The sequence below is a fragment of the Paenibacillus sp. MAHUQ-45 genome (assembly GCF_058133325.1).
The window spans coordinates 116,440-141,909 of record NZ_JBYUPV010000003.1 but is presented as its reverse complement, the minus strand read 5'-3'; the positions used below and the strand labels follow the sequence as shown (position 1 = coordinate 141,909).

Annotated in this window: 27 protein-coding genes and 1 pseudogene; 7 read left to right on the top strand and 21 right to left on the bottom strand. The window is 45.5% G+C overall.

Annotation, left to right across the window (positions count from 1 at the left end; all coding sequences use genetic code 11):
* Positions 1-16 precede the first annotated feature (16 nt).
* From AC3Y23_RS07935 to AC3Y23_RS07885, 11 genes and pseudogenes are all read right to left on the bottom strand, one after another.
* Positions 17-103: pseudogene (locus AC3Y23_RS07935) on the bottom strand (sulfurtransferase); the annotation flags it as partial.
* 29 nt (positions 104-132) lie between these two features.
* Entirely contained in the window at positions 133-1,218 is a 1,086-nt protein-coding gene (locus tag AC3Y23_RS07930) for an alpha/beta hydrolase family protein (protein WP_379197452.1), read from the bottom strand.
* Entirely contained in the window at positions 1,191-1,820 is a 630-nt protein-coding gene (locus AC3Y23_RS07925; protein ID WP_379197450.1) for a GNAT family N-acetyltransferase, read from the bottom strand. The genes AC3Y23_RS07930 and AC3Y23_RS07925 overlap by 28 nt, the downstream gene beginning before the upstream one ends.
* Complete coding sequence (locus AC3Y23_RS07920) at positions 1,817-2,617, bottom strand: helix-turn-helix domain-containing protein (protein ID WP_379197448.1); 801 nt, start codon at positions 2,615-2,617, stop codon at positions 1,817-1,819. Before AC3Y23_RS07920 ends, AC3Y23_RS07925 begins: the two co-directional genes overlap by 4 nt.
* A 603-nt stretch (positions 2,618-3,220) precedes the next feature.
* Positions 3,221-4,069 carry a sulfurtransferase gene (locus AC3Y23_RS07915; protein WP_379197446.1) on the bottom strand — a complete coding sequence of 283 codons (849 nt, stop codon included), beginning with the start codon at positions 4,067-4,069 and terminating at the stop codon, positions 3,221-3,223.
* A gap of 29 nt (positions 4,070-4,098) precedes the next feature.
* The gene (locus AC3Y23_RS07910) at positions 4,099-4,872 is read right to left on the bottom strand and encodes an ABC transporter ATP-binding protein (RefSeq protein WP_379197444.1); all 774 of its coding nucleotides are present in this window, start codon (positions 4,870-4,872) and stop codon (positions 4,099-4,101) included.
* 18 nt (positions 4,873-4,890) lie between these two features.
* Positions 4,891-5,919, bottom strand: a complete 1,029-nt coding sequence (locus AC3Y23_RS07905) for an ABC transporter substrate-binding protein (protein ID WP_379197442.1) — start codon at positions 5,917-5,919, stop codon at positions 4,891-4,893.
* Positions 5,920-5,951: 32 nt separating this feature from the next.
* The gene (locus tag AC3Y23_RS07900; RefSeq protein ID WP_379197440.1) at positions 5,952-6,734 is read right to left on the bottom strand and encodes an ABC transporter permease; all 783 of its coding nucleotides are present in this window, start codon (positions 6,732-6,734) and stop codon (positions 5,952-5,954) included.
* A 48-nt stretch (positions 6,735-6,782) separates the two neighbouring features.
* Positions 6,783-8,150 (bottom strand): LLM class flavin-dependent oxidoreductase, encoded by a 1,368-nt coding sequence (locus AC3Y23_RS07895; protein WP_379197438.1) that lies wholly within the window; start codon positions 8,148-8,150, stop codon positions 6,783-6,785.
* A gap of 47 nt (positions 8,151-8,197) precedes the next feature.
* Positions 8,198-9,187: an aldo/keto reductase gene (locus AC3Y23_RS07890; protein ID WP_379197436.1), complete on the bottom strand. Its 990-nt coding sequence runs from the start codon at positions 9,185-9,187 to the stop codon at positions 8,198-8,200.
* Positions 9,188-9,309: 122 nt separating this feature from the next.
* Positions 9,310-10,170 (bottom strand): ankyrin repeat domain-containing protein, encoded by an 861-nt coding sequence (locus tag AC3Y23_RS07885; RefSeq protein WP_379197434.1) that lies wholly within the window; start codon positions 10,168-10,170, stop codon positions 9,310-9,312.
* Positions 10,171-10,408: 238 nt separating this feature from the next.
* Here AC3Y23_RS07885 and AC3Y23_RS07880 point away from each other — a divergent pair, with 238 nt between their 5' ends.
* Positions 10,409-10,936 carry a GNAT family N-acetyltransferase gene (locus AC3Y23_RS07880; protein WP_379197432.1) on the top strand — a complete coding sequence of 176 codons (528 nt, stop codon included), beginning with the start codon at positions 10,409-10,411 and terminating at the stop codon, positions 10,934-10,936.
* A 34-nt stretch (positions 10,937-10,970) separates the two neighbouring features.
* On the opposite strand, the gene AC3Y23_RS07875 is transcribed toward AC3Y23_RS07880, so the two are convergent.
* Positions 10,971-11,960 carry a serine hydrolase domain-containing protein gene (locus AC3Y23_RS07875; protein WP_379197430.1) on the bottom strand — a complete coding sequence of 330 codons (990 nt, stop codon included), beginning with the start codon at positions 11,958-11,960 and terminating at the stop codon, positions 10,971-10,973.
* A gap of 161 nt (positions 11,961-12,121) precedes the next feature.
* Positions 12,122-13,171 carry a serine hydrolase domain-containing protein gene (locus AC3Y23_RS07870; protein WP_379197428.1) on the bottom strand — a complete coding sequence of 350 codons (1,050 nt, stop codon included), beginning with the start codon at positions 13,169-13,171 and terminating at the stop codon, positions 12,122-12,124.
* Positions 13,172-13,417: 246 nt separating this feature from the next.
* Here AC3Y23_RS07870 and AC3Y23_RS07865 point away from each other — a divergent pair, with 246 nt between their 5' ends.
* Positions 13,418-13,861 (top strand): GNAT family N-acetyltransferase, encoded by a 444-nt coding sequence (locus tag AC3Y23_RS07865; protein ID WP_379197426.1) that lies wholly within the window; start codon positions 13,418-13,420, stop codon positions 13,859-13,861.
* 232 nt (positions 13,862-14,093) lie between these two features.
* Here AC3Y23_RS07865 and AC3Y23_RS07860 read toward each other — a convergent pair whose 3' ends face one another.
* Genes AC3Y23_RS07860 through AC3Y23_RS07850 form a run of 3 tightly spaced genes read right to left on the bottom strand, consistent with a single transcriptional unit; the run spans position 14,094 to position 16,458 of the window.
* The gene (locus AC3Y23_RS07860; protein WP_379198544.1) at positions 14,094-14,948 is read right to left on the bottom strand and encodes a MetQ/NlpA family ABC transporter substrate-binding protein; all 855 of its coding nucleotides are present in this window, start codon (positions 14,946-14,948) and stop codon (positions 14,094-14,096) included.
* Between the two features lie 59 nt (positions 14,949-15,007).
* Positions 15,008-15,676 (bottom strand): methionine ABC transporter permease, encoded by a 669-nt coding sequence (locus AC3Y23_RS07855; protein ID WP_379197424.1) that lies wholly within the window; start codon positions 15,674-15,676, stop codon positions 15,008-15,010.
* Positions 15,673-16,458, bottom strand: coding sequence for a methionine ABC transporter ATP-binding protein (locus tag AC3Y23_RS07850; RefSeq protein ID WP_379197422.1), 786 nt, complete (start codon positions 16,456-16,458; stop codon positions 15,673-15,675). The genes AC3Y23_RS07855 and AC3Y23_RS07850 overlap by 4 nt, the downstream gene beginning before the upstream one ends.
* 298 nt (positions 16,459-16,756) lie before the next feature.
* Here AC3Y23_RS07850 and AC3Y23_RS07845 point away from each other — a divergent pair, with 298 nt between their 5' ends.
* Positions 16,757-18,121 carry an LLM class flavin-dependent oxidoreductase gene (locus AC3Y23_RS07845; RefSeq protein WP_379197420.1) on the top strand — a complete coding sequence of 455 codons (1,365 nt, stop codon included), beginning with the start codon at positions 16,757-16,759 and terminating at the stop codon, positions 18,119-18,121.
* Positions 18,122-18,247: 126 nt separating this feature from the next.
* Here the strand turns inward: AC3Y23_RS07845 and AC3Y23_RS07840 are convergent, their stop codons facing one another.
* Complete coding sequence (locus AC3Y23_RS07840) at positions 18,248-18,595, bottom strand: VOC family protein (RefSeq protein WP_175374718.1); 348 nt, start codon at positions 18,593-18,595, stop codon at positions 18,248-18,250.
* A 92-nt stretch (positions 18,596-18,687) separates the two neighbouring features.
* Positions 18,688-19,119, bottom strand: a complete 432-nt coding sequence (locus tag AC3Y23_RS07835) for a DUF3888 domain-containing protein (RefSeq protein ID WP_379197418.1) — start codon at positions 19,117-19,119, stop codon at positions 18,688-18,690.
* A gap of 205 nt (positions 19,120-19,324) precedes the next feature.
* On the opposite strand from AC3Y23_RS07835, the gene AC3Y23_RS07830 reads away from it, so the two are divergent.
* Positions 19,325-20,314, top strand: coding sequence for an alpha/beta fold hydrolase (locus AC3Y23_RS07830; RefSeq protein ID WP_379197416.1), 990 nt, complete (start codon positions 19,325-19,327; stop codon positions 20,312-20,314).
* Positions 20,315-20,394: 80 nt separating this feature from the next.
* On the opposite strand, the gene lgt is transcribed toward AC3Y23_RS07830, so the two are convergent.
* The 3 genes from lgt to AC3Y23_RS07815 all read right to left on the bottom strand — a co-directional run bounded on the left by lgt (position 20,395) and on the right by AC3Y23_RS07815 (position 22,480).
* Complete coding sequence (gene lgt, locus AC3Y23_RS07825; protein ID WP_379197414.1) at positions 20,395-21,192, bottom strand: prolipoprotein diacylglyceryl transferase; 798 nt, start codon at positions 21,190-21,192, stop codon at positions 20,395-20,397.
* Between the two features lie 62 nt (positions 21,193-21,254).
* Positions 21,255-22,052: a M56 family metallopeptidase gene (locus AC3Y23_RS07820; RefSeq protein WP_379197412.1), complete on the bottom strand. Its 798-nt coding sequence runs from the start codon at positions 22,050-22,052 to the stop codon at positions 21,255-21,257.
* Complete coding sequence (locus AC3Y23_RS07815) at positions 22,049-22,480, bottom strand: BlaI/MecI/CopY family transcriptional regulator (RefSeq protein ID WP_379197410.1); 432 nt, start codon at positions 22,478-22,480, stop codon at positions 22,049-22,051. Before AC3Y23_RS07815 ends, AC3Y23_RS07820 begins: the two co-directional genes overlap by 4 nt.
* Before the next feature lie 222 nt (positions 22,481-22,702).
* Here AC3Y23_RS07815 and AC3Y23_RS07810 point away from each other — a divergent pair, with 222 nt between their 5' ends.
* From AC3Y23_RS07810 to AC3Y23_RS07800, 3 genes are all read left to right on the top strand, one after another.
* Positions 22,703-23,170: a GNAT family N-acetyltransferase gene (locus AC3Y23_RS07810; RefSeq protein WP_379197408.1), complete on the top strand. Its 468-nt coding sequence runs from the start codon at positions 22,703-22,705 to the stop codon at positions 23,168-23,170.
* A gap of 199 nt (positions 23,171-23,369) precedes the next feature.
* Entirely contained in the window at positions 23,370-24,800 is a 1,431-nt protein-coding gene (locus AC3Y23_RS07805) for a family 43 glycosylhydrolase (RefSeq protein WP_379197406.1), read from the top strand.
* A gap of 16 nt (positions 24,801-24,816) precedes the next feature.
* Complete coding sequence (locus AC3Y23_RS07800; RefSeq protein WP_379197404.1) at positions 24,817-25,383, top strand: hypothetical protein; 567 nt, start codon at positions 24,817-24,819, stop codon at positions 25,381-25,383.
* Positions 25,384-25,470 lie beyond the last annotated feature (87 nt).

The following is a 25,470-nucleotide window of genomic DNA, read 5'->3' as shown; positions in this document are numbered from 1 at the left end:
CACGGACTCCCGTTTCTCACTCTTCCTCTGTCGCCACCGGATTCTCGCTATACGAAATCCAATCACTCCAGCTACCCGCATACATTTTCGCATTGACTATACCTTAACACAGAGAATTTCAATTTATGTTATCTACTGTATTCCTTGTATAGGAAAATCGTTTTGTAGGAAATCTGTGATTTCATCCATGTAGCCCTTCTTGGTAATGTCCCTTGGCGCAAATAAGCTAATTAACAACGCACGTATCGGCGAGTTGGCTGTCTTGGTAGGAAGCATGGAGTGCTCTGTATCGGGCAACACTTTGACACGCAATAATTCATACTGTCGTAAACGTTCCCGATATACCATCTCCGTTTCCTTCACGTCTACATTACCATCATGATCACCTAGCATAAGCAGGACTGGGGAGTTGAAATTTGCAATATCTTCTGTTGCATCCGCTGTGTAATTCTTACTAACAAACGTCCAGCGTTCTCTTGACATGGTATCTTTCTTACCCACAAGGCTCATGTATTCATCATATGAAGCTCCTGATTTTAGGAGTTCTTTGACTTTGTTATCTGCTTTCACCTGCTGCTCAATCTCATCTGAGGATCGTCCTTCCTTTACCATTTGACTGCGTGTATTGTATTCACCCTGCCTCAACCAGTTGATCGCAGGCGATACAAGAATGCTGAAAGCTAGTGACTCTTTATCTGCCAGTTTGGGGACAACCCATCCTGCCTGACTTGCTCCCCATATGCCAATACGATCTGTATCGATTATTGGTTGCTGTCTTGCCCAGACCAACGCCTGTTGTGCTTCTTGCACTCGATCATCAATACTCTGATCTAGCCAGTTGCCTTCTGAACCTCCAATGCCTCGCTTGTCCAATGAGAGTGATGCATAACCAAGTGAGGCAAGGCGCTCCCAAAGTGGTTTATATCCATCATTATGGGTCGCATCAATTGGACCATCTCCGTGAATGAACAATACTAGACCAACCTTGTCTTTATATGTCTTAGGTAGCGTGAGAATTCCCGTCAACTTACCTTGTGGTGACTCGATTACCACCGTTTTTTCATCCATAGCAAAGGTATTTTGGTGCAAAACATACGCGCCTGTACCTCCCAAAAACAGTAGGATAATTAATAGACTTATTCCCCAATTCTTTTTCATGCTTTTATGAAATTCCTTTTCTGATAATAGTCTTAGCCTTTGTAAATCATGTAATTCCATTTTTTTTCGCCTATCAACCATGCCAAAAGTGTGCTGTTCTGAATTTCCAATGTCCTAAATCCCATTCGTTCATATAAGTGTTTGGCTCCTACGTTGCTATCAGAAACATGCAGGCTAACAAATTGGTTTCCTGGTTGCAATGCTGCTTGTCCAATCGCCCATTCCAGCATGGTTTTGCCCACACCAGATCCCTGGCACCTCTCATGAACAACTAGATCAGAAATGTACACTTCACCACGTCTTAGACGATGGTTCAAGCATATTAATCGTACAGAAAATCCAAGCGCATTTCCCAAACCAACTTCTTTCATTCCTTTCCAGAAAGATAACAGCTCTGTGATCGTCATACTCGAGTGTTGCTTTTTCACTTGTTCCTGAAATTTTATTGAGAAGCTGCCTATTATAGACGATTCCTGTACAGCAACAAAACGCTTGCCTTTGCCTAGTTGTTTGTCCAACACAAGCATTTTTTCTAATAGCAACTGCAATTTCATATCATTCATCTTCGTACCAAACTGAAATTTGCTGCGAAATCCTTGTACAAGCAATTGGCTGACTGTAACGCCATACTCCTCTTTCATACACTCAATATGAATGTTCATCGTTTCTTCTCCTGTTTAATAGCTAAATCGGAACCACGATCAATACATGCAAGTAACTCATAATGTATACTTTCCTGAGCAAATAGAGACAGATACGATTTCTCCACAAGAATTACGGGACCTGTGAGAATAAAAGAAGATTTCTCAGCAAAGGTTTGAAATAACTCGAAGTGTCTCTCTAGGTCTGTATCACTCTGAATGGAGAACGTAAAAGACAAATATTCTCCTGCTGGCAGAATCATATCCCCTTCCACACCATTCGCTTCCGTACAAATTGTTAATCGAGATTCCTCCCCATACACGTAATGGATATCCGCTTCAAACAACTCTGGCAGCACATTATCCTGTTGAGCTAACATACGTGCATCAAGGTCCGCTTCGAGATCAGTTTCGAACCATGACGATAGAACAAATGCATCACGATGAATGATTTTAATTGAAGAAGTTTCTTGCCCAAAGCGCTTGTGCTCATCCAACACTTTGTGAATAAGACTATTTAATGTTTGCAATTGGTCTATTTGAGACTCTATTCTAGAGACAGATTGTAGAAGCAAATCCTGCATCTCATCTGGAGTCCCATCTTCACTCCAACTTGCAATCGCTTGTACAGATAACCCCATCTTTCTCAGGAGTAATATATGTGCCAGTCGATAAATCTGGTCAGTACCGTACATACGATATTTGTTTTCATCTAAGTAAGCAGGAAACAATACGCCTTTTTCCTCAAAATAACGAATTTGATGAACAGACACGTTCATCAGTTTTGCTAACTCGCTTATGGTGAGTTCTCTTTTCATCCAGATAACCTCCTTCTAATAATCATGGTTATATAAAGAAGCATACACCTTAGGTTTGACCTAAGGTCAAGTCAGTATTAGTAACTATCTCCTCGCATCTTGATAAGAATTGCTAACGATAACATGTATAATTGTAATCAGAAGATGATATCTCATGATCAACGTTATACTTATCTCTCTAGTGCATCAGCTGCCATAACTGAGGACAACAGCTCACATATATGGAATATATGTGAGAATTAATATCTACTAGCAGACAACAGATACTCTCGAACAAGCTTTGTTTACTCCTTGTTGACCATCCCAGATACTTGTTTATTTTTAAGTTATCACTATGAATGCACCAAGGGAATGCATCGCTTCAACTACCGTTCCTAGAGAACGTTGTATTTATGCTTAGGTAAGCGAGGGAGACGGATTGAATACATCGTGTAGTTTTATTATGACCAACCAACGGCAGGGATTCGGGACTTTCTGAAAATGTTTTAAGAAACAAGCGTTGACTTTCTGTTGATTTCGGCACATCCCTGCATTACGCAAAAAAGTACATCGCCACATGAGCGATGTACTCCAGTTCATAACCTGTATATTTATTAAATACTTCTACTCTTCCCCAGTCGCAATCGGATTCTCACTATAGCTAATCCAATCACTCCAGCTTCCCGCATACAACTTCACATTCTCGTAGCCCGCCTCGTCCAGTGCTAGCACGTTCGGAGTTGCCGAGATGCCAGAACCGCAATAGACGATGATCTCGTCTTCCTTCGGTAGATTAGCAAACCGCTGGCGAAGCTGCTCCGGCGATTTCCAGAAGCCGTCACCTTGAAGCGCGTCCTTCCAGAAGTAATTCGCCGCTCCAGGAATATGCCCCGAGATTGGATCGAACGGCGCCTCAAGTCCTGCGTACTGCGCGGCATCACGCGAGTCAACAAGTCTCGCGCTGCCTTGACCACCGGCCACTTCGCGTACCTCTTCTACGCCGACGAGCCAATCGGCTTGCGGCGCTACCACGAATTCGCGCGGTTCTGTGACGATGACCTGTTCCACTGAAACAGCTTCACCCGCGTCAGTCCAAGCGGAATAACCTCCATTCAGTACCTGAACTTGCTCCGCACCCAAATAGCGAAGCACCCACCATAACCTTGAAGCGGCCGGTCCATTGCCATCTTCATACGCGACAACAGCCGTATCACGATCGATGCCAAGCGACCCGAACAATGTTGCAAGTCGCTCTGGCGAAGGAAGCGGGCTCCGTCCTCCATGTTTTTCGGCTGGATCGGTCAGATCGGCCTTAAAGTCGATAAATAATGCTCCCGGAATATGTCCCTTAGCGTAAGCCTCATGACCATACTCCGACTCCTTCGGATTAAATCGAACATCCAGCAGCACGATTCGCTCTCCATTTTCCAGTCTGGCTTTCAATTGCTCCACGCTCACTATGTTAGATGACATAATTTCGCACACTCCTCTGTATTGATTTCTCAAATGGTAAATTCAAGACTGTCCGAAGACTTCACTTCATGAATAGCCGCATAGATATCATTCTGAATCTTCAGCAGCTCAATGTCGTCCCGCTTACGCGGACGAGGCTTCGGTACTTGAAAGATTTGATTGATCCGCCCCGGTCTCGGGGATAGCAACACCACCCTGTCCCCCAGAAACACTGCCTCAGAAACGTCATGGGTGACGAACACGACCGTCTTCTTTTCCGCTTCCCAGATGTTTAACAGATCGTCCTGCAGTTGCAGCCTCGTCAGATGGTCGACCGCGCCAAAGGGCTCATCCATCAGCAGTACCTCAGGATTGTTCGCCAGCGCCCGGGCAATACCCGCTCTCTGTTTCATACCACCTGATAGATGATGGGGATATTTGTGCTCAAATCCTGACAGCCCGACCAGATCGAGATACCGCTGGACTGCCTCTCTACGCTCACTCTTGGCGACCCCTCGGAATTCTAGCCCCAGTTCGACGTTCTTATACACCGTTCTCCACGGATATAATGATGGATCTTGAAAAACAACCCCACGTTCAATCCCCGGTCCCTTAAGCTTCTTCCCGCTGAACCATACCTCTCCCGAAGTGGGCAGCTGGAGTCCGGCCAGAATTTCCAGAAGCGTGCTTTTACCGCAACCGCTTGGACCAAGAATACTGAGAAACTCCCCGTCTTCGATCGTTAGATTGATATCCGAGAGCGTCTCCGTCGGAGTCGCCCCCCCGTATACCTTGGATACGCCACGGATTGAGAACCCCTCCATACGATCACCTCGCTCCACTTATTTTTTTGGAATAAATCTTAGATCCAGCAAATCCTTGACATCATAAATTTTGTCCTGGAAGCCAAGCTCAACTTGAATTTTCTGAGTATCCTCCAGCGCCTGCAAATCCACGTCCGGGTTGTTCTCCCAGAGCACGTCCTCGCGTGCGAACGCTTTATCGGCTACGGCCGCATCTACCTTCACATTTTCGAGGAAATATTTCTTGTATTCATCCAGATGGCTCTTCGCATATTCCTGGGATTTAAAGTATCCGCTCAACAGCTTTTCTACGAGATCGGGGTGTTCCTTGATAAAATTATCGCGTGAAACTAGCACGCCAGTATGGAAGGTCGGCAGATAATCCCAACCTTTGGCAAGAATTTTGCCTGTACCCTCACTCTCTGCAAGAGAAGCGAACGGCTCATGAATAATAGTCGCATCCACTTGTCCTGAAGTCAGGCTCGCATAGGCCGCATCATTCACACCGTTGGCCAGATACGTAACGTCGTTCTTGCTTAAGCCGTGTTTTTTCAGGATCGTCTGGGTATATACGTCAAGACCGCTGCCGAGTGCTGCCGCTCCGACCTTCTTGCCCTTCAAATCCTCAATGCTCTCAATTCCCGGCTTCGCAATCAGATAGAACGGTCCCTTTGTACGGAACAACGACGAAATAATCTTGAGCGGTGCTCCCTTACCGGCAGCCACAATAACGTTCGTTGTCGCGCTGTCGGCGATATCAACATCATTGCTTGTTAAAGCTTCAATCGGGTTCTGCGTAGAGATCAGCTCAACGTCCAGACCTTCTTCCTTGAAAAATCCCTTCTCGATTCCGAACCGTACAGCGAGGCCGCTCACTCCGTTAAATGATGCATATTTAATCTTCTGAAGTCCGGCTGAAGTGTTATCCGACGCTGAATTTGCCTTTGTTGGTTCACTCGAAGCTTCAGGAGCAGCTCCTTGCGGAGTATTGCTGCTGCCGCAGCCTGCGAGAAGTAGTACAAGTGTCAGCGTTGCGATTCCGGTTCCTATCCATTTTTTCTTTAACATGGTTTCTTTCTCCTCCTATAATTAAAGCTTCTTTATGATGATTTCCATTTAAGCACAATCCGCTTTTCCAGCAGATCGATCACAGCAATAATAAGCACAGAGATCACCGTCACGATCGTAATAATCGCAAAAGCCTTCGCCGTATCATACAAAGACGTCGCTTGCACCAGCAGATTGCCGAGTCCGTCCTTCGATGCCACCATCTCTCCGAACAAGGCCCCGACAAGCCCCGTTGCCGCCGATACCCGCAGGGAAACAAAGATGGTTGGCGCTGCTGACGGAAGAATGACCTTCATAATCGTCTGTAGCTTGGAAGCCTCGAACACCCTGGCAACCTTGAGATGAGCTTCTGCTGTCTGCTTGATCCCTGTAATGGTATTGAACGCAATGGTGAAAAAGCAAAAGAGAAATACAATTGCGACTTTGTGTGACAACCCAATGCCGAGCCAGAGCATCAGCAGCGGGATAATCGTCACCTTCGGGATGGCAAGAAGCGCTGAGAGAAACGGCCGGAAGAACACTTCCGCGTGTGGAATAAGTACGAGAAGCAGTCCCGTTGCGACTCCAGCGAACGCACTAAGCAGATAGCCCGCAGCGAATTCCTTAAGCGTAATAGCTAAATGATGAAAGATTTCACCATTCGAAAACAGTTTGTAGATCTCTTCGATCACTTGTGTTGGTTTCGACAGATACAAACTGCCGACAATTCCCGCCCGTACGAGGTATTCAATAATGCCCAGACAAGCGATCAAGAGCACGATTTGTCCAATTAAAATACGCCATCTATAGCGATTCCTATGATTCTGGTTGCTCATAACATTCTCTCCTTCTTCCAGCCCGCCGCCTTGCAGTAGCTTCTTCCGTTACTCGCTTGCACCTTCCAGCGCTGCCTTTCGGGAAAAGTGGTTCTCCGGACGGGAGAGGCCGAAGTGTCCCTGGAACGTATCACCCTCATATTCCGTACGGAAGAGTCCGCGGTCCTGAAGAATCGGTATGACTAAATCAATGAAGAGGTCTATTCCACCCGGCATATATGGAGGGCAAATATTGAATCCGTCGGCTGCTTTTTGCAGAAACCATTCTTCCATCTGATCTGCCATTTCCTCCGGATCACCGACAATTAGCAGATGACCTCTTGATGTAGCGGCGAAGTAGTGGAACAATTCACGCACAGTGATGTCCTCACGGCCTTCCGCTCGCTGTGCCAATTCGACAAGCCACTTGGCTTCGTCGCCCGAGAGGGTCGATAATGACAAATCCGGCAACGGTCCATCCAAGTGATAAGGGGATAAATCGATACCAATTCTGGCTGACAGAGGCGCTAAATCGTAGTTCGTCACAAGCAGACTGTTGAGCTCCCGGTACTTGGCATGTGCTTCCTCCTTGGTATGACCAACGAGGGGAACAAGGCCCGGGAGTATGAATACCTCATCAGGATTTCTTCCATACTTCACAGCCTTTGATTTGACCTCAGCATAGAACTGCTTGGACACCTCAAACAGAATTTGTCCCGAGAAGACTGCACTTGAGAGCTTGGCGCCAAGATCGCGGCTGCGCTCCGATGTTCCCGCGTTCAGAAGTGGAATCTGTCCTTGTGGGGGCCGGGCCACGTTCAATGGACCAGCAACGGAGAAGTGTTCCCCTACGTGATTGATTCGGTGCACCTTGCTCCCGTCTACGAACACACCGCTCTCCTTGTTGCGAACAAATGCGTCATCTTCCCATGAATCCCACAGCTCCTGTACAATTCCCACGAATTCTTCCGCATAATCGTAACGCTTGGAGTTGTCCCAGTGCTTCTCACGGCTATAATTCTGCGCCGCACGCCCATCTGCGCCAGTGACGACATTCCATGCCAGCCGACCTCCGCTCAGGTAATCAAGCGACGCTGTCAGGCGTGCAATCGTATAAGGCTCCGAGTAAGTCGTGTTTGCTGTAACAATAAGGCCGATTTTTTCTGTTACCGCCGCAATGCTGGCAATCATCGTGAACGGCTCGAGACGAACCATCTGTGAAGGGAAGGTATGCTGCATGTCCGGGCTTGTTGCCAGAGCATCCCCTAGAAAGAAGAAGTCGAACTTCGCTTCCTCCAGTCGCTGAGCGACCCGGTGCAAGAACTTCGGATCGAACGCTCCATCCGTTACCGCTTCCGGCAGCCGCCAGCCTGCTGGATGGTAGCCCGTTGAGAACAGGAACAAGCCGAGATGGAGTTGCCGCTTCGTTTGAGTCATGATGTTCATCCTCCTGAATCTAATTTTTTCTATATGAATAGTATGTTTTAGGCCGAAAAAAGACCGATACTGCGGGAAATATGATCGATCTCTGCTAGCTCCTCCAGCGTCAGCCTCTCTTCGACATGCTGCAATGCGTCCCGAATCTGTTCCGGCTTCGACGCTCCAAGAATAGCAGAGGTTACATAAGAATGACTTAGCACCCAGGAGAGCGCGAATTGAGCCAGCGTCCACCCTCTTGCCTCGGCCAGTGGTGCGATCTTCTCAACTAGCTCATAGGATGGATTGGACTCGAGCAGCAGCTCCAGTCTTTTCTCACCCAGCGCAAGCCTGGAGTCAGTCGGAGGCGCTTCACCTTGACGATACTTACCGCTCAGAATCCCCCTGCCCAGCGGACTGTAGCTAATAATGCCGACGTTCTCGGATTGAGCGAATGGTACAAGTTCTCGTTCAATTCCTCTTGTAATAAGACTATACTCCGGCTGGACACTCTCGAACCGGTGCAAACCATGCAGCGTACTAACTCCGTGCGCCTTGGCCAATTGCCAAGCTGCATAGTTTGAGCAGCCCAGATAACGAATCTTGCCCTGCTTGACCAGATCGTCAAGTGCCCGCAATGTCTCTTCGATCGGTGTCTCAGGATCAAATGCGTGCACCTGATAAAGATCAATGTGATCAGTTTGCAGCCGGCGCAAGCTGTTCTCCAGCGCCCGGTAAATATGGTACCGGCTCTGTCCGCCATCATTAACGCCCGGTCCGATATGAGCGTTGAATTTTGTTGCAAGCAGAATGTCATCGCGGCGGCCGCGTAAGAGCCGTCCCAGAATGGCTTCGGATTCACCAAATCTTGTATGGTCAAAGTTATCCATCCCGCTGCCATACACATCTGCGGTATCAATTAGGTTAATTCCTGCTTCCAGCGCCGTATCCAATACTGCTCCAGATGCTTGCTCATCAATCCATCTTCCGAACGCCATTGTTCCCAGGCTAACTTCGGATACCTTCACACCCGTTCTACCTAATTTCCTGTACTGCATTTTCGTATTCTCTCTCCTTTGGATACAACAAAAAGAACAGACATCGAGCGCGCTTCACAATTTCAGCGTCTCTCCGTCTGTTCGGTCGAGTTGTCGTATGTAAATAAAATGGTAGTCTTAGGTCAAATTTGCAGTAAATTCGCAGAAGCTGTATGACCAAGAGAGATTGCTAGCTCATAAGGTGTCTCACCATTGGCATTCGTCTCTGTCATATCGGCTCCATAGCTGAGGAATTTCTCAATAAGCGGCACGTTATCAAAATAAGCGGCAACATGCAAAACATTGAAGCCTTTTCTCAGTTCGCCTTCACACTTGGCATGAATATCTGCTCCAGCCTCTATCAGCAAGTCCACGAGATGTCCGTATCCACCGAATATGGTAGCGTGAATGGCCATATTGTTAAGACTGCCGTCACGACTGCGGGCATGAATATCAACACTGTGGCTAAGCAATAGCTCAACTGTCTCGGTATTCCCAAAGTGTGCAGCCAGAGATAGCAGCGGAAATCCGTCGTGACTGTAGCTGTTCAGCAGCTCTGGGGAACGGTCTAGCAGGTCTTTTACCCGTGAGCTATACCCAACGGCTGCGGCTTCGAATACGTTCAGCTTGCCCGCTCCATTCTGCAGCAGCAGTTCTTTAATGTCATTTGCCCTCATGAACGTAGCCAGCAGAACAGGAGTTTCCCCCTTTTGATTACTGGCGTTCACCAGACTTACATCCTTGTGAATCAGTTCGGCAACCTTGTCGATATCGCGCAGCTTAACCGCTTCGAACATCTCATTGCGCAATCGCTGCAGGTTGTCAGCCTGTTCCCTTGCCCGCACCAGCAGGTCATGGGATGCGCGCACCCCCATATTCACGAAGTGGGCAACCGCTCGCGATCGATTGGATTCAAGCCCCGACTCGACAAGCAGATCTACGGCCTTGATGGCCTCTTCGTCCAGTCTGATGGAGAGCACTGCGGTACTTTTTTTCTTCGGCATGATTCTCCTCATCGCTTACTTGTAATTTAAATTACAAAATTACTATAACATGAACCTTAAAATTTGAATAGCCTTAAATTCATATTATTTTACTTTGATTTATTTTTGCTACATTCTCCATTAACCCTTATAGAGATAAGGATCTGAAAATAGCGTATTATATAGTTATCGTTTCAAAACGAGATTCGCCAAGATCCCTTCCATCAAAATAACTGGCTGATAATAAGGAGGCACACTCATGATATATTTTGAGACAGCGAGATTGTTATTCCGCGACTGGGAAGAAAGTGACTTAGAGCTATTTAGCCGACTAAATGCGGACGAAGAGGTTATGACCTATTTCCCCAAAACGTTATCATTCGAAGAAACAGCTGCATTCTATAAAACAATACTCTCCGAGTTTAAAGAATGTGGGTTTGGGTTATATGCCGTTGAAGTAAAAGAAAGTAACGAGTTCATAGGTTTTATAGGATTCCATAGGGCAACCTTTGAGGCGGATTTTACACCTTGCGTAGAAATTGGATGGCGACTGAAGAAAGAGGCTTGGGGAAAAGGATACGCAACGGAAGGGGCCGCTGCTTGCTTACAATATGGATTTAACACATTGGGCTTTAGCGATATTTATAGTTTTACTGCCGACGTGAATACTCCTTCGAAAAATGTAATGCAAAAAATCGGCATGCATTTTATCTCAACCTTCAATCACCCGAAAGTTGAGATAGACAGCCCTTTAAGCAAGCATGTTTTATTTCATATTAATGGTTAGCTAATTTGCATGTACTTATCCTACGTCATCATGTTCACGGAACCATCGACTTCACAATATACTCACGTACGAACTCCAAAGGTTTGATCGTATTCTCCAGCGTGCTTGTAAATACAACGACCGTTTGCAGACTTGGAATGACAATAATAAATTGCCCGCTCCTTCCCATCGCAAAAATCATTCTGTTGTTCATAGAAAAATCATCCTGATCAGAATCTAACTTCGCTACCCACCAATGAGAAGCGTAATGGCCAATATAATCATAAGTCAAAAGGCGGGGCTCCGTGGACTCCTTAACCCACTCTTCAGACACAATCCGCTTCCCCTTCCACATTCCTTCCTGCAAATACAACTGGCCAATTTTAGCCAAATCGTATGGGAGTAGCCGGAGACCGTCTGAGCCTTGACTAATGCCTTTTGCATCTTCAAACCAGAGATAATCCTTAATCCCTAACGGCCCAAATAAGTATTGTTCAGCAAAAGCTGACGTTTTCATGCCCGTTGCTTTCGTAATAATCGCAGAAAGAACATGAGAACAGCCCGAGTTATAATTCATTCGTACCCCCGGCTCATCCACCAGCGGCCTGTCGAATACAAACTTTACTACATCGTGAACAAACATAGGCGGCATGTAGTTCCATTCGCCAAATTCCGGCCAGTCCAAGCCTACGCTCATCTGTAGCAGGTGTTCGATCGTAATATTTTTCTTACGAGTATCTACCTGAGCATTCACGATTTTCGGAAAATAATGCTCCATGGTCATATGCACCGAAGGTATAAATCCTTTCTCTATTGCGATTCCGATTAGGATAGAAATCACACTTTTGGTGCATGAATTGAGCCGCTGCAGATTGTCTCTAATCTTATTGTTTTTGTAATACTGATAGACTAATGATCCTTCTTTCAGAATCAGACAACTCTTCACTTGCGTTTTCTTCACAGCTTTATCGAGTTTGTCCAGATACTCCTGATCCATGTTATGCTTCTCTGGACTTAATATCGGCCACGTGTTTTTCTTTTGCATCTAAATAAGTCCTTTCATCGCTTTTATCATCTGTTCTGCTTTTGAGTTCTGTCCAATACCTTTCAGGTCTGATCTCCTTGCACAATGACCACATGAACATCATATCCGTTGATGATGATTGCCAATTCAACATACCCACCCCCTATTTATTCTTGAAAATTTCATGGTGCTATCAGCTGTTCTGCTTTCCAATGAAGCTCCCATATATTACAGCTCTGGTTCCCCAATATGACACTTGTGGTCTCGATCTCTGGATAGTAGGCCAACATTGCAGCTACTCCCGCATTAGAACCGTCCTTGTACATGCGCATAAGCTTTCCTGCTTGATCGTAGACAAAATGAAAACCAAAGCCGTTGATGATACTTCCCCATTCATATCTTCGTACGTGCTCCGTTTGCGGCTTCATGATTTCTGCTGTGCTCTCTTTTGACAACAGTTGCCCATTCACCAAGGCCCGCATGAAGAGATCCAGATCACCTACGGTTGTAAAAGCTCCCCCATCAGAAGTGCCGATCGGAGGAAATGAATAGATATTCTTTTTCCACGTCACTTCATTATTCTCGTTAAAAATTGCAGCATAACCTTCCGCCACCGCGATATCGCCCTCGTCTTTAGCCGCAAAGGATGTACAATTCATCCCACAAGTTTGAAAAATATTCTGCATGACAAAGTTTCGGTAGCTTGTGTTTGCTTTCTTTTCAATGACAAGCCCAAGAAGAACAAACGCACAATTGTTATAGCTAACATCCGTTCCTGCTTTGAACTTCGGTTCCTTGTAGGCAAACTGCGGAATGAAATCCACGCAATCTCTGATCGAATAGTTGGGTTTATCTACGAACAGCTCTTCGTAGCTCTCCCCCAGTTCCTCGTCGGCATCGTCGGCAATTCCAGAAGTATGTGTAAGCAAATGCCTGATCGTAACATCTTGTGGAATTCTCGTACCGGTTAGATCAATAATATCTGTAATACGGTCGTCCAGCTTAAGACTTCCCCGATCCACAAGCTGCAGAATCGCTACTGCAGTAAACAGCTTTGTGACAGACGCCGTATCGAACATCGTGCTGATCGTATTCGGAATCTTGAAGCCTCTATGTGCGAAGCCATATGCACGGGCGAACTGGGTTTGTTCCCTGCCTTTAATCAAAGCAGCTCCGGCAAAATGATGGTCCCTAGCATACTGGTCAAATAATGTATCCAATCCATGTTCCATGTGAAGCACCCCCAATATTTTCCTCCACTTCATTGTACCAGTCAGCTTTCAAATGTATTGGTAAAAAATGCTTTAAACTATTCTTGCATGAAAACCAGGGGGTACTTGCATTGTGGTATAGAACAAACATGATATCCGATACCCCTTGGACTTTTTAGGTTAAATTATTTTCTACCAAAGAGGCACACAACGGGCGTGGTATAATTTTCAAATTATAATCACAGATTTTCTATTGGGGGGAGCATTATGCTGGAGATCACTTTAGACAATATCAAGATTACAACGGAGTCTACTGACACGGATTATGAACAGGTATGTAATAATCTCTATGAATACAATGTTCGTGCAACTAACGGGCTGCTCAAGAAACCAGGGAAAGATATTAATCTCTATCTCAAAGATGACGCAGGCAACGTGGTCGGCGGGTTGTTTTGTGAGACCTGGTCTTATGGCTTGTACCTTGATGTATTTTGGATCGCGGATGAATACCGGAGTAAAGGTTACGGAAAGATCATGCTTGCTGAGGCTGAACGCCAGGGAAAAGAGCTGGGTTGTATTTTCGCTCATACATGTACATTTACTTATCAAGCCCCGGAATTTTATAAAGGTATGGGCTATGAGATTTTCGCCGTGAATGATGAATATCCTGACGGGATAAAACAATTTTTCTTGAAGAAGAAACTACAATAATCATCCTGAGTTTGAAATAAACTTGAGGTGCCATCTCAGCATTTACATCAGCCCAAGTAGAAACGGCTTTACCGTCCGGTAAGGGACGATATCCGTTTCTGCGAGAAATATAAGGATGCTTTATAGCGTAAAACATATAAATTCTTATATTATAAAAAAAACCGGTCGCTCTGCCATCAGGCAGAACGAACCGGTTTTTCGATTGATACAACGCACAGAGCGCAACCTTTTATTAGAATGCTGGGACAACCGCTACGCCGTACTTGTCTTCAATAAACTTCTTCACTTCAGGCGTGGTTAGAGCCGCGTCGAGTTTTTTGATATCATCACGATTTTCATCGCCACTGCGCACAACGATTACGTTGGCATAAGGCGAATTGGCATCTTCACGGAACAGGGCCGACTTCGGATCAATTCCTGACTCCAGTACCACATTCGTATTAATCAGCGCGCCATCCAAGTCCTTCAAAGCACGTGGAAGTGTAGGAACATCAGCTTCAACAAACTTCAAGTTTTTCGGATTTTCTACAATATCCTTTGGAGTCGCCTCATATGTAGTGAGTCCGTCTTTCAGCTTAATCAGACCTTTTTCTTGAAGCAGTACCAGCGTACGGTATTCATTGGAAGGGTTATTCGGGATACCAATTTGTGCGCCATCCTTCAGCTCATCAATAGATTTGATCTTCTCGGAGTAGAAACCGATCGGCTCCACATGGACCTTTGTTGTCACAGCGAAGTCGTAGCCCTGCTCGCCCTTCACAGAATCAAGGTATGGCACGTGCTGGAAGAAGTTCGCATCAATCTGTTTTTCCTTCAGCGCCGGGTTAAGCTGTCCTTCATCATCGAAGACAACGACATCCAGATCAATGCCTTCCTCCGCCAGCTTTGGCTTAATAAAGTTCAGGATTTCAGCATGCGGTACAGCAGCCGATCCAATCTTGAGCACAGTCTTCTTAGCTGGTTCTTCTGCTTTGGTCGATGTGTTTGCTTTACTTTCCTTATTACCGCCATTGTTCGAACCGCAAGCGGTCAGAGCCAGCGTGAACAAGAGAATAAGTGCAGATGTCAGTACATACGTTTTTTTCATTTTCATTATAAATCCCTGCTTTCGTCTAAAGTATAGATCCATTTCATGAAAATTGTTCTCTAGTCCATCTTGAAACGCTTGCGTTCAATCCGCTTGGCCGTATAATCCCCGGTCCACTGGATACTCTGCACAAGTAAGATAATAATGAGGACGGTGGCAAATAAAATGTCCTCCCTGAACCGCTGGTATCCAAAGCGAATAGCCAAACTCCCCAGTCCCCCAGCCCCGATCGCTCCGGCGACAGCTGTGAACTCTGTAATAGCGATGACAGCGATGGTCAGCCCGCGAATGAGTGCAGGTAAAGCTTCAGGAATAAGCACCCGAAAAATAATCGTAAATGGAGAGGCGCCTATCGCTTTGGCTGCTTCAATCTTGCCTGTATCAACCTCCTTGAGAGAATTCTCAATAATTCGTGCCAGGAATGGCGCTGCTGCGATGGATAACGAGACAATCGCAGCAGTCGGTCCAAGCGATGTACCTACGATAAATCTGGATAAGGGGAGTAGGAGTACAATTAGTATAATGAATGGCAGTGATCGTACAGTATTAATGAAGGTTCCGATGACTTTATGTACCGCTGGAGCCGGCAATATCCCTCCCCTTTCCGTCACAACTACACTAATGCCCAAGGCAAGCCCCAATAATATCGCAAAGATCGAAGACCAGAACACCATATACAGCGTCTGACCCAGCCCTTCCAGCAGTAAATCAAACAGATCGTCCTTCATATGCCTGACCCTACCCCTTCCACAGCGAATCGCCTGTTCTGATACTGATGGATAATGTTGATAAAGCGCTGGGCCGTCTGACTTTCGGGGTTGAAGAAGAGCTTGTCGACCGTACCTGTCTCGACGATTCTCCCCTTCTCGATTACTGCCATCTGATTGCAGATATGCTGCAGCACATCCAGCTCATGCGTGATAAGCAAGATCGTCAGACCCAACTGACGGTTAATGTCCTTCAGCAGCTCCAATATGGAAAAGGTGGTCTCCGGATCAAGCGCCGAAGTCGCTTCATCACTCAGCAGCACAGTCGGGTCATTTGCAAGTGCACGGGCAATGCCGACACGTTGCTTCTGTCCGCCGCTAAGCTGTGAAGGATAACTGTTCTCCTTATCAGACAGCTGAACGAGATTCAGAATTTCCCTTACTCTTGTGCGAATGAGTGCCTTGTCGTGCCCTACAACCTCGAGCGGAAAGGCCACATTCTGGTAGACCGTTTTGGCATCCAAAAGGTTAAACTGCTGAAAGATCATACCAATCTTCTGTCTCGCCTTGCGAAGTGCTGCACCCTTCAGTGCCGTGATCTCCTCATCACCGATTACAATACGCCCGGTATCAGGTTCTTCCAGCCGGTTCAGGCAGCGGATCAGCGTAGATTTGCCAGCGCCACTAAATCCGATAATACCGAAAATATCCCCTTGTCTAACATTCAACTGAATATTGTCCAGCACCTGGATAGAGCCTTGCACGGTGTTATAACTCTTGCTAAGTCCCTCAACGGTAATCATTGCTGCAACCTCCCTCTCGCTTGATCTTGGCTGTCGATTCAACAACTCATATGATGTGAACCCACACTACATTAGTTATTAGACGAAGTCAGATGTTCGATCACAACCGAATAATAACTATTCCTAGTGTTTTAGTGTGCTTATTCCCAAAGTATAGGATCACATCTTCCAAACGTCAATAGTTTTAAATTAAAATTCTAGGGAAAGTTTAAATTGACACGCCATCCATAAAGCGCTAAATTAAATCCAACTATTCTTATTGAAATATTTAAATCATAGAGCACGGAGGATGAATAAGATGACCGATAAACGACAAATCAAGCTTTCTGCCTACCTGGTCGGCACCGGGATGCATACCGCTTCCTGGAGATTGCCGCAAGCACAGGCAAACTCCAGTATTGATATCGACTACTATAAGAAACTGGCCCAGACCGCAGAGCGCGGCAAATTTGATATCGCTTTTCTGGCGGACAGTCTGGCGATCAATGAAGTCTCTCATCCCAATATTTTGAACCGTTTTGAACCGATTACGCTCATTGCAGCCCTGGCTGGGGCTACCTCTAAAATTGGGCTTGTTGCCACCGCCTCCACCTCTTATATCGAGCCATTTAACCTGGCGCGTCTGTTGATGTCGGTTGACCATATCAGTAAAGGTCGCGCAGGCTGGAATATTGTGACTACCCGGGATTTGTCGGGCAATACCGCCCGGAATTTTGGCGCAGAAGACCATTTGGAGCATAGCTACCGTTATAAACGGGCGGCAGAATTTCTGGAAGTAGTGCGGGGGTTATGGGATTCCTGGGAGGATGATACCTTTACATACGACAAAGAGAAAGGCAAGTTTTTTGACTCCTCCAAGCTTCATCGGCTGAATCACAAGGGAGAATTCTTCTCGGTAGAGGGACCGCTGAATATTGCCCGTTCGCCACAGGGCCATCCGGTACTGATTCAGGCCGGAACGTCAGATGCAGGGCAGAGCTTTTCGCTGCAACTAGCCGAGGTTGTTTTCTCCATCAAACATCGCCTTGAAGACGCACAAGAGTTCTACCGGTCATATAAGAACCAATTGGCACAGGTAGGACGAGACCCGGAGAAAGTCTTTATTTTACAAGGGATCTCCCCTATTATTGGAAAAACTGAAGCAGAAGCCGAGCAGAAACGGCAGCAGCTTGAAGCTCTCGTCACGGAAGAAGCAGGTCTTCACTTCTTGTCTGATTATTTTCCGAATACCGACTTTACCGGTTATACTCTGGATGCGAGAGCATACGAGCTTGGATTACATACGGTTCAACTCTCCAAATCCGATTTCAAAAAGCATCAGCCGATCATCGCACGAGATAATCCGACGCTGCGGGAGCTTTATTCTATGCTGACTGGGGCCTTCAGCAGTAATGATCTCGTCGGAACACCGGAGAAAATTGCAGATACATTAGAGCGCTGGTTCCAGGAGGAAGCCGCTGACGGCTTTATGTTGATGGCACCGTCTCTACCGGACGGACTGGAGGATTTCGTTAATTTGGTCGTTCCGATTCTGCAAGCAAGAGGACTGGTTCGTACCGAATATGAGGGTAATACCTTACGTGATCATTTGGGTCTGTCCATTCCTGCGAACCGCTATGACGAATCAGCCTATGAAGTGATTGGAAATCAGACTCGTTCTTAAAAAAGTTGAGGGCAGGCAAAGGATCGGCCGCAGCAAGCGTCTCCGCTCTCTCGGCTTTACTTGCCTGCCCTCATTTGTACTACTGGCTTTCATGTCGCGTTAGAGCTCAATAGCCAATAAATACAACTATCTCTCCCAAAGCTCGACCAGTCGACCGTCAGGATCTTCAATCCATATAAATTTTCCAAACTCGCCACTCTCTTTTTTCTTGGCAAGTGGAACACCAATTCGTTCAAGATGTTGAATAGTCTCGTCTAAATTATATACCTCAAAATTTAACATCACTTGTTGTTCTGTTGGAAAATAACTGTCATCCTCGGTAAAGAAAGAAAAGATCGTCTCATTTCCGGATTGAGGCTTTATCATCGTTCCATTCCAATCTCCTATTTCTATCTTCAACACTTCACTGTACCATTTTTTCACAACTTCAATATTCTTAGTCCTCCAAAATACGCCTCCGAAACCTTTTATCATTGGATTTAACTCCTGTCTGTTAAATTATAGGGATCTATTACATTAGGATTCGTGATTTAAGTGCAAGTTCCTTTTTTACTATCCATCTCCCATTACTTTAATAAATCCTTGTAATTAGGAGGGAACTCATGGGGATTCGGCCCTTTCAAATGTTCGAATTTCTTAAGCTTCACCCCGAAAGGTGATACCTGATATGTAAAAAGATCCTCTCCGACAGGGATATGAGGACCAACTACTGGGGTTGCATCAAGAGTAATTAGAAAATCAAACCCGCGAAATCCATTAACTCTTTCAGTATGTGTAACATCAACATAATAAGGGTACAAAACAGGCGGAGCCGTTAATGTATTCGAATAGACCTCTGCAAGTTTTTCGTCCATATACGGTAACAACTGCAGGACAAGCATATCTTGTAGCTGTAGTTCTCTCGAATCCTCTGTTGGCTGTTCCCCCACTGCGTAGCAATATGAAGTCTGCGTTATTCCCATCGAAACAACGAGTATGATTATATGAATGAATCGCATCTTATCCCCCTTAGTTTAGTCGTCTAAAAAACATCCGATTTTCCACTAAGTTACCCAAATCAAAAGGGGGTTATCCGTTCCGTAGTTTCTTTTTACCTGTTCATATTCAGTTCATATTAGGGTCATGAAGAGTACATGTTCGTTGGTTAGACTGATTGCAATGGCTCTTTCAAGCAGCTGAATATACAGATCAGGATAGGAGAAGATGACTGTGACACAGACAGATGTAGTAAAAACGAGGAATGGATCGATAGCCAAAAAAATAGGGAAAATCTCTCTTATAGTAATTGGCGGAATTATTGCAGCCGTCATACTTTTTCTAGCAATTACTTTTATTGCTGATAAGATTAGTACCAAAGCGGAGGAAAAGAAGTTAGAAAACGCTTATGGCCAACTAGTACCTGTAGACGGCAAAAAAATGAACGTATATATTGAGGGATCAGGCGATGAAACCATCGTGCTCCTTCCCGGCTATGGAACTGCAGGTCCAGCTTTAGATTTCAAGCCGCTGATCGCTGAACTCTCTCCACACTATAAAGTAGTCGCTGTAGAGCCTTTTGGTTATGGATTGAGTGACCCGACCGATAAGGAACGCACTACAGATAATATTGTGAGTGAAATTCATGAAGCTTTGCAGCAGCTCGGCATTAACCGTTTCATTCTGATGGGGCACTCCATCACAGGCATATACGGTTTGGATTATGTAAACAAATATCCTAATGAAGTCACTGCCTTTGCCGGAATCGATACCAGTGTACCTACACAAGGCGGAATGGACACTAAATTACCAATACAAGGATTTAAATTTCTTAATAAGTCTGGTCTGCTCCGATTGATACTGAAGGTGGGCAGCGACCCTTATGCTTCTCTAGGCTATGATGAACATACTAGAGAACTATTAAAAATGCTTTCGAACCGAAATAGCAACGAAGACACAACCTTGAATGAATTGAAGAATCTTTATGACAATTTCGTGGGTGCCCGCAAGTTAAGCTTCCCGCCAAATCTGCCTTTGATTCTCTTTGTAGCCGCTAATAACACAGGAGTGAAAGATTGGATTCCGCTGCACGAAGAGCAAATTAAACAATCTGAACACGGGAAACTGGTGAAGCTTGAAGGAGACCATTATTTACACCACACCCAGTCCAAGGCGATTGCTGAGAACTTCCGAGCGTTCATGACTGAAATGAAGTAGTTATAAAACAGCGTCCTTAAAAAGATCATTAAAACGAGCCACTAGAATTAATCTAGGGCTCGTTTTTTCATCATTATGAATCAGATTCCCTTCCCTGCACCCGCAAGCTGCACTTTACTCCGGTCATGCAGAACCAGATAAACAATCAGGCCTACGCTGACCATAATCACGCTGAAGCTGGTCCACTGACCTGCTGTCCAGTTAAACATGTACCTCGGTGAATCTCCACGCAGCCACTCCAGGTTAAACCGCCCGAACGAATACAAAATATTGTAAGCCAGGAACAGCACTCCCGTTGGCCATTTTCTATTCTTCAGCAGAATTAGAATGACGAATACAACCAAATCCCACTGCCCTTCCCATATTTCTGCCGGCCAAAGCGGCTGGGAACCATAAGCGTCATACGCCATCGAACCCGGAGGGTAAACAAGACCAAAGCCCGATCCGGTCGGTGAACCATACGCGTCTCCGTTAAGGAAGCAAGCGATTCTGCCGAGTGACTGACCTAAAATAATAGCCGGGGCGAGAATATCTGCAAATTCCCAGAAGGATAGCCGATGCTTTTTCGTATAATAGATGATAGCAAGAAAACCGCCGACTAACGCGCCTTGAATAGAAATGCCGCCCTGCCAAATATACAATATCTCCATTACATGCTGTGAGTAATACCCCCATTGGAAAAAGAACACATGCCAGATCCGTGCAGACACAATCGCCCCCACAGCCACATAGGGCACTATATTGAAGATATGCTCCCGATATATGCTCCCTTTAGCCAAATAATGTGCCATCCCCAGTGCCAATAAAACCGCCAAAGCCACAATGACTCCATAAGAATGGACTTGGTAATTTCCGATCGTAAATAAAACAACTCTCATTTCGAATATCCTCCTGTTAATTAAACTACAATACGTAGTACAATTGTGCAAAAAAAGGGGACTTACGTATCCCCGCCCAACATGAGCAACAGCAGCATGGATATTGAGAACAACAAGGGTCTAAGCAATGCTATCTTAACCTTTACCGTCTCATTCGGCTCCAGAACCTGTATCATACGATAATTCAAAGCGGATGCTGCAAAATGTACGGCTACAGCAGGCTGAATCTTCCCCCACCTCGATAGCTTCAACAGAACTTTTGCCAGATGCAGCTCGGTTCCCATCCGGGTTATGACAAAGCGATCAGCCAGCAGTTCTGTCCACGTCTCATAGTAACGAAAAATTGGCTTCATGATCGGCCAGTAACCGAAAGCCTCAGTAAGCAGAGTCATCAGAAATAGCTTCACATTATCGCGATTGCGGCAATGATGCCACTCGTGCAGCAATATAGCCTTTACTTCCTTGTCGCTGAATTGTTCGAGGACATGGGTAGAGATGACAATTTTCGGTTTGAAAAGACCCAGCGCCAGCGCAACAAAGGCTTCGTCCTGCACGACTATAATTTCCGTTCCCAAGCTGCGGTATTTGTAATTTAGCGTCTTAGTTAATTTATCGTGCTTCATGGAGCCGAATAGCCTGTTCCATTTTCGCGATAAATACGCTTGCGCTGTGATTCGCCACATCACCCGGATAAGCGTATAGGCAATAATTAGATCGAATGCCCAGTACAACATGATACATGCCTTAAGACTACTCTCTCCAACTTGGCGGGTAACGAAGATTCCCATCTGTACACTGAACACAGCGATGAAGACGAGCATAAGCGCCGACATCCATCTTAGCTTCAGCCGAGCGTTCATTCTTTTTTCCCTCGTTTGATCTCACCCAATTTGCGTTCCAGCTTAGCGATAGTCTCAGGATCTACCTCGTCCAGCGCATCAATCATGTGGCTTACGACAAGACTGCCGTATTCTTTGATTAGCCCATGCGATACAGCTTTCGTCTGTTCGGACACAAACTCTTCTCTAGATTGTACAGTGCTGTATTGCGCCGCTTGGGTTCTACCAGTTCCGACTAGCATTTTCTTCAGATGTCCTTTACTCTCCAAACGACTCATCACTGTCATCACCGCATTTACCGAAATGGTGCTTTCCTGATTCAGGATCGACTGTACTTCCTTGATCTTGAGACCCTCGGAGGACCAGAGGATGTCCATAATTTTCGCTTCGAGCGGCCCAAAAAAACGATTCAGCCCCTCACCGCCGACATTCATTTTCTTAATCTTCATGACCATCACGCTCCATCATACTACGGATTGTAGTATAGTATCCTCCTGATGTCAATCTGCGCGTAAGAGTGGATAAATGGCTTGTTCGCGTGTATAAAGATCAGCTATATCGAAAATGTACCCATACCAATCTGCATTACTATTTTAAAATGGGGTGAGCACATTAACGATTTACTCCTACTCCTACTCCTACTCCTACTCCTACAAGAAAGAGGTCTTATGATGAAATTAGAAGTTACCCTGACTAGTCACGACGAAGCATACATTATTAAAAATCTATATCCACTCTACTTATACGACCTATCAGGACATTATGGCCTGACTGAGGGCCACATCCCCAATATACATGGAATCTTTGAAGAAAGTTTGGAGTTCAGAACATTAATCGATCAATATGATGTCCAGAACATCTGGTGGGAAAAACCAGGATGTCTGTATCCTTTTTTATTCAGAGTCGATGATATTCCTGCTGGGTTTGCCCTTATTGCTACTCCGCCCCACTGTTCCGAAGGAACAGATTATTTTGTGAACGATTTCTTCCTGATGCAGCCCTTCAGAGGAAACGGTATTGCCGAGAATGCCTCAATTCAAGTCTTTGACCGCTTCAAAGGCCAGTGGGAGCTTTTTACCAATCCCCTTCAGCGAAATATAGTTGGTTTCATCAAGCTAAGAATGACCTTGTTAGTTTAAGATTCCCTCATTATAAAAGCGCTTACAATTGCTGTACACTGATGTTGAATCATATTTTACATTTTTTTACACTTTAAATATTAAGGAGGTGAAGATTAGAGGATTATCGCTTTTTCGTTACCAAGCAGGCTTAGGGTATGAATTGGAATCTGCAAATCGGGAATGTATTACAAATACATGTAACGAGGAGGTAACACTTATGAAGAAAAAGCTTATTCGTCTACTCTTGACAGGAACCATGCTGTTGTCCGTTTTGCCTGGGATCGGCCCCTCTTCTACAGCCTCGGCTAACGACATTAAGTCAGGAAACCCTATTTTCACTAGCATCTTTACCGCTGATCCCTCTGCGCATGTTTGGAATGACGGACGGATTTATGTCTACGCCTCACATGATATCTTTCCTTCCAGAGGCAGCGATCTAATGGATAAATATCATGTTTTCTCATCAGATAATATGGTCGACTGGGTGGATGAAGGAGAAATCCTGCGCTCGGATGATGTGCCGTGGGGACGACCGGAAGGCGGTTTTATGTGGGCTCCTGACGCTGCTTACAAGGATGGAACCTATTACTTCTACTTCCCTCACCCAAGTGATACGAATTGGAACAACTCCTGGAAGATCGGTGTCGCCACCAGCGATAAGCCAGCCGCCGATTTCACCGTCCAAGGCTATATTCAGGGACTTCCCGGTAGCAACCTTATTGACCCTGCGGTGTTCCGTGATGACGACGGCAGTTACTATCTATATGCTGGCGGTGGCGGGACGAGCTATGGTGTCAAGCTGGGAGCCGACATGGTGTCGATCGATGGCCCGGTCAAGCAATTCACCGAGCTGCAGGACTTCCATGAGGCTTCATGGGTCTTCAAACGGAACGGTATCTATTACCTGATGTACTCCGACAACAATCCCGGTGCCAACAAAATGCGGTACGCTACCAGCAGTAGCCCACTGGGACCATGGGTCAATCGTGGGGTGATGCTGGACCCGGTTACCAGCAGTGAGACTACACATGGATCAATCGTAGAGTACAAAGGTAACTGGTATCTGTTCTACCACAATTCCAAAATCTCTTCAAACGGCACGCTCCGTTCTGTCTGTGTGGATCAGCTATTCTTTAATCCAGATGGAACGATTCAGAAGGTCATTCAGACAACAGACGGAGTCTCCGCTGTCGGTCCTCGTTCCAATGCTACGGAAATAAAGTATTATGACTTAATTAACGAAAATTTTGATCAATACACTCAGAAAACAGAGTATCCGATTACCAGCAGCAACGTCACCGTCGGAGGCGGGGCTATCAAATCCGGCAATAGTGTGGAAAATATGCATATTAGCGGCTCCTACATCCAGTTGTCCGGCATCAATGGGGGGACAAACGGCGGCAAGGCCTTGCTTACCGTTCTTTATGCTTCCGGCGACAGCGGAGCCGCCTTTAAAGTGAATAGCAGCGGTGATACAGCTGGAGATGGGTACTTCCTCTCCCTTCCAGGTACAGGAGGCTGGGGCAATTACACCGGCCGGACGAACCGGCTAATCGATCTGCAACCAGGTACGAACAACGTAATTAAGCTGAGCGGTGGAATGGGCGGTGCTAACGTCTCTCGTGTGATTGTCTCACGGATTCCGTAAAGGAAGACTTAGAAGTATGCTTCAAAATATACTTTCATATTCACCTAGTCAAAGCTATTTTACTCCGGAGCTAAGCTTACTCCTTTCCTATGATGAAAATAGTAAGAGAATTTGTTTCACTTCACAATTTGATAATGAGTTGTATGATTTCAAACAAATTATAGGGTCAGAAATAATAATTGATGAAGTTATCATTAGTAGTAACATGCTATTGGAAGGACCTTTTAAAGAAAGAGTATCAGAGGAGAAAGTTAAAAACATACAATTAAAGATCACAGTAGAGGATACTCTAAAACCAAATTACTATGTCCCTTTTTTTAAAAGCTCTTCTGCGGAAAGTAAGGAAGAACCTGTTGTAAAAGCAGCATTAGAACAAGTAGCCCAGTGGAATAGTATTATTAGCATCTTGATGAGACAAAATGAGTTGCAAAGCGATGTTAAGCAAGATAAGATCACTGATAAGCCAGAAACTTCAAACGGCTCAGTGGCAGATGAATTATTAAAAATGTCTGAACTATTAAAACAAGACTTAATTACAAGAGAAGAATTTGATTTACAGAAGGCCAAGCTCCTGAGTAAATAATTTTCGAAATAGAGCTAAAGAAGTCACAGCGGACATTGTTTCGGGGACTGCGACAGGTTGCTAATGGAGAGCCTTTTGCAGTCCCCT

What these genes read in the sequence shown, in the direction of transcription:
- AC3Y23_RS07930 (WP_379197452.1), bottom strand. Translation starts at nt 1,218, where the DNA reads ATGGAATTACATGATTTACAAAGGCTAAGACTATTATCAGAAAAGGAA.
- AC3Y23_RS07925 (WP_379197450.1), bottom strand. Translation starts at nt 1,820, where the DNA reads ATGAACATTCATATTGAGTGTATGAAAGAGGAGTATGGCGTTACAGTC.
- AC3Y23_RS07920 (WP_379197448.1), bottom strand. Translation starts at nt 2,617, where the DNA reads ATGAAAAGAGAACTCACCATAAGCGAGTTAGCAAAACTGATGAACGTG.
- AC3Y23_RS07915 (WP_379197446.1), bottom strand. Translation starts at nt 4,069, where the DNA reads ATGTCATCTAACATAGTGAGCGTGGAGCAATTGAAAGCCAGACTGGAA.
- AC3Y23_RS07910 (WP_379197444.1), bottom strand. Translation starts at nt 4,872, where the DNA reads ATGGAGGGGTTCTCAATCCGTGGCGTATCCAAGGTATACGGGGGGGCG.
- AC3Y23_RS07905 (WP_379197442.1), bottom strand. Translation starts at nt 5,919, where the DNA reads ATGTTAAAGAAAAAATGGATAGGAACCGGAATCGCAACGCTGACACTT.
- AC3Y23_RS07900 (WP_379197440.1), bottom strand. Translation starts at nt 6,734, where the DNA reads ATGAGCAACCAGAATCATAGGAATCGCTATAGATGGCGTATTTTAATT.
- AC3Y23_RS07895 (WP_379197438.1), bottom strand. Translation starts at nt 8,150, where the DNA reads ATGACTCAAACGAAGCGGCAACTCCATCTCGGCTTGTTCCTGTTCTCA.
- AC3Y23_RS07890 (WP_379197436.1), bottom strand. Translation starts at nt 9,187, where the DNA reads ATGCAGTACAGGAAATTAGGTAGAACGGGTGTGAAGGTATCCGAAGTT.
- AC3Y23_RS07885 (WP_379197434.1), bottom strand. Translation starts at nt 10,170, where the DNA reads ATGCCGAAGAAAAAAAGTACCGCAGTGCTCTCCATCAGACTGGACGAA.
- AC3Y23_RS07880 (WP_379197432.1), top strand. Translation starts at nt 10,409, where the DNA reads ATGATATATTTTGAGACAGCGAGATTGTTATTCCGCGACTGGGAAGAA.
- AC3Y23_RS07875 (WP_379197430.1), bottom strand. Translation starts at nt 11,960, where the DNA reads ATGCAAAAGAAAAACACGTGGCCGATATTAAGTCCAGAGAAGCATAAC.
- AC3Y23_RS07870 (WP_379197428.1), bottom strand. Translation starts at nt 13,171, where the DNA reads ATGGAACATGGATTGGATACATTATTTGACCAGTATGCTAGGGACCAT.
- AC3Y23_RS07865 (WP_379197426.1), top strand. Translation starts at nt 13,418, where the DNA reads ATGCTGGAGATCACTTTAGACAATATCAAGATTACAACGGAGTCTACT.
- AC3Y23_RS07860 (WP_379198544.1), bottom strand. Translation starts at nt 14,948, where the DNA reads ATGAAAAAAACGTATGTACTGACATCTGCACTTATTCTCTTGTTCACG.
- AC3Y23_RS07855 (WP_379197424.1), bottom strand. Translation starts at nt 15,676, where the DNA reads ATGAAGGACGATCTGTTTGATTTACTGCTGGAAGGGCTGGGTCAGACG.
- AC3Y23_RS07850 (WP_379197422.1), bottom strand. Translation starts at nt 16,458, where the DNA reads ATGATTACCGTTGAGGGACTTAGCAAGAGTTATAACACCGTGCAAGGC.
- AC3Y23_RS07845 (WP_379197420.1), top strand. Translation starts at nt 16,757, where the DNA reads ATGACCGATAAACGACAAATCAAGCTTTCTGCCTACCTGGTCGGCACC.
- AC3Y23_RS07840 (WP_175374718.1), bottom strand. Translation starts at nt 18,595, where the DNA reads ATGATAAAAGGTTTCGGAGGCGTATTTTGGAGGACTAAGAATATTGAA.
- AC3Y23_RS07835 (WP_379197418.1), bottom strand. Translation starts at nt 19,119, where the DNA reads ATGCGATTCATTCATATAATCATACTCGTTGTTTCGATGGGAATAACG.
- AC3Y23_RS07830 (WP_379197416.1), top strand. Translation starts at nt 19,325, where the DNA reads ATGACTGTGACACAGACAGATGTAGTAAAAACGAGGAATGGATCGATA.
- lgt (WP_379197414.1), bottom strand. Translation starts at nt 21,192, where the DNA reads ATGAGAGTTGTTTTATTTACGATCGGAAATTACCAAGTCCATTCTTAT.
- AC3Y23_RS07820 (WP_379197412.1), bottom strand. Translation starts at nt 22,052, where the DNA reads ATGAACGCTCGGCTGAAGCTAAGATGGATGTCGGCGCTTATGCTCGTC.
- AC3Y23_RS07815 (WP_379197410.1), bottom strand. Translation starts at nt 22,480, where the DNA reads ATGAAGATTAAGAAAATGAATGTCGGCGGTGAGGGGCTGAATCGTTTT.
- AC3Y23_RS07810 (WP_379197408.1), top strand. Translation starts at nt 22,703, where the DNA reads ATGAAATTAGAAGTTACCCTGACTAGTCACGACGAAGCATACATTATT.
- AC3Y23_RS07805 (WP_379197406.1), top strand. Translation starts at nt 23,370, where the DNA reads ATGAAGAAAAAGCTTATTCGTCTACTCTTGACAGGAACCATGCTGTTG.
- AC3Y23_RS07800 (WP_379197404.1), top strand. Translation starts at nt 24,817, where the DNA reads ATGCTTCAAAATATACTTTCATATTCACCTAGTCAAAGCTATTTTACT.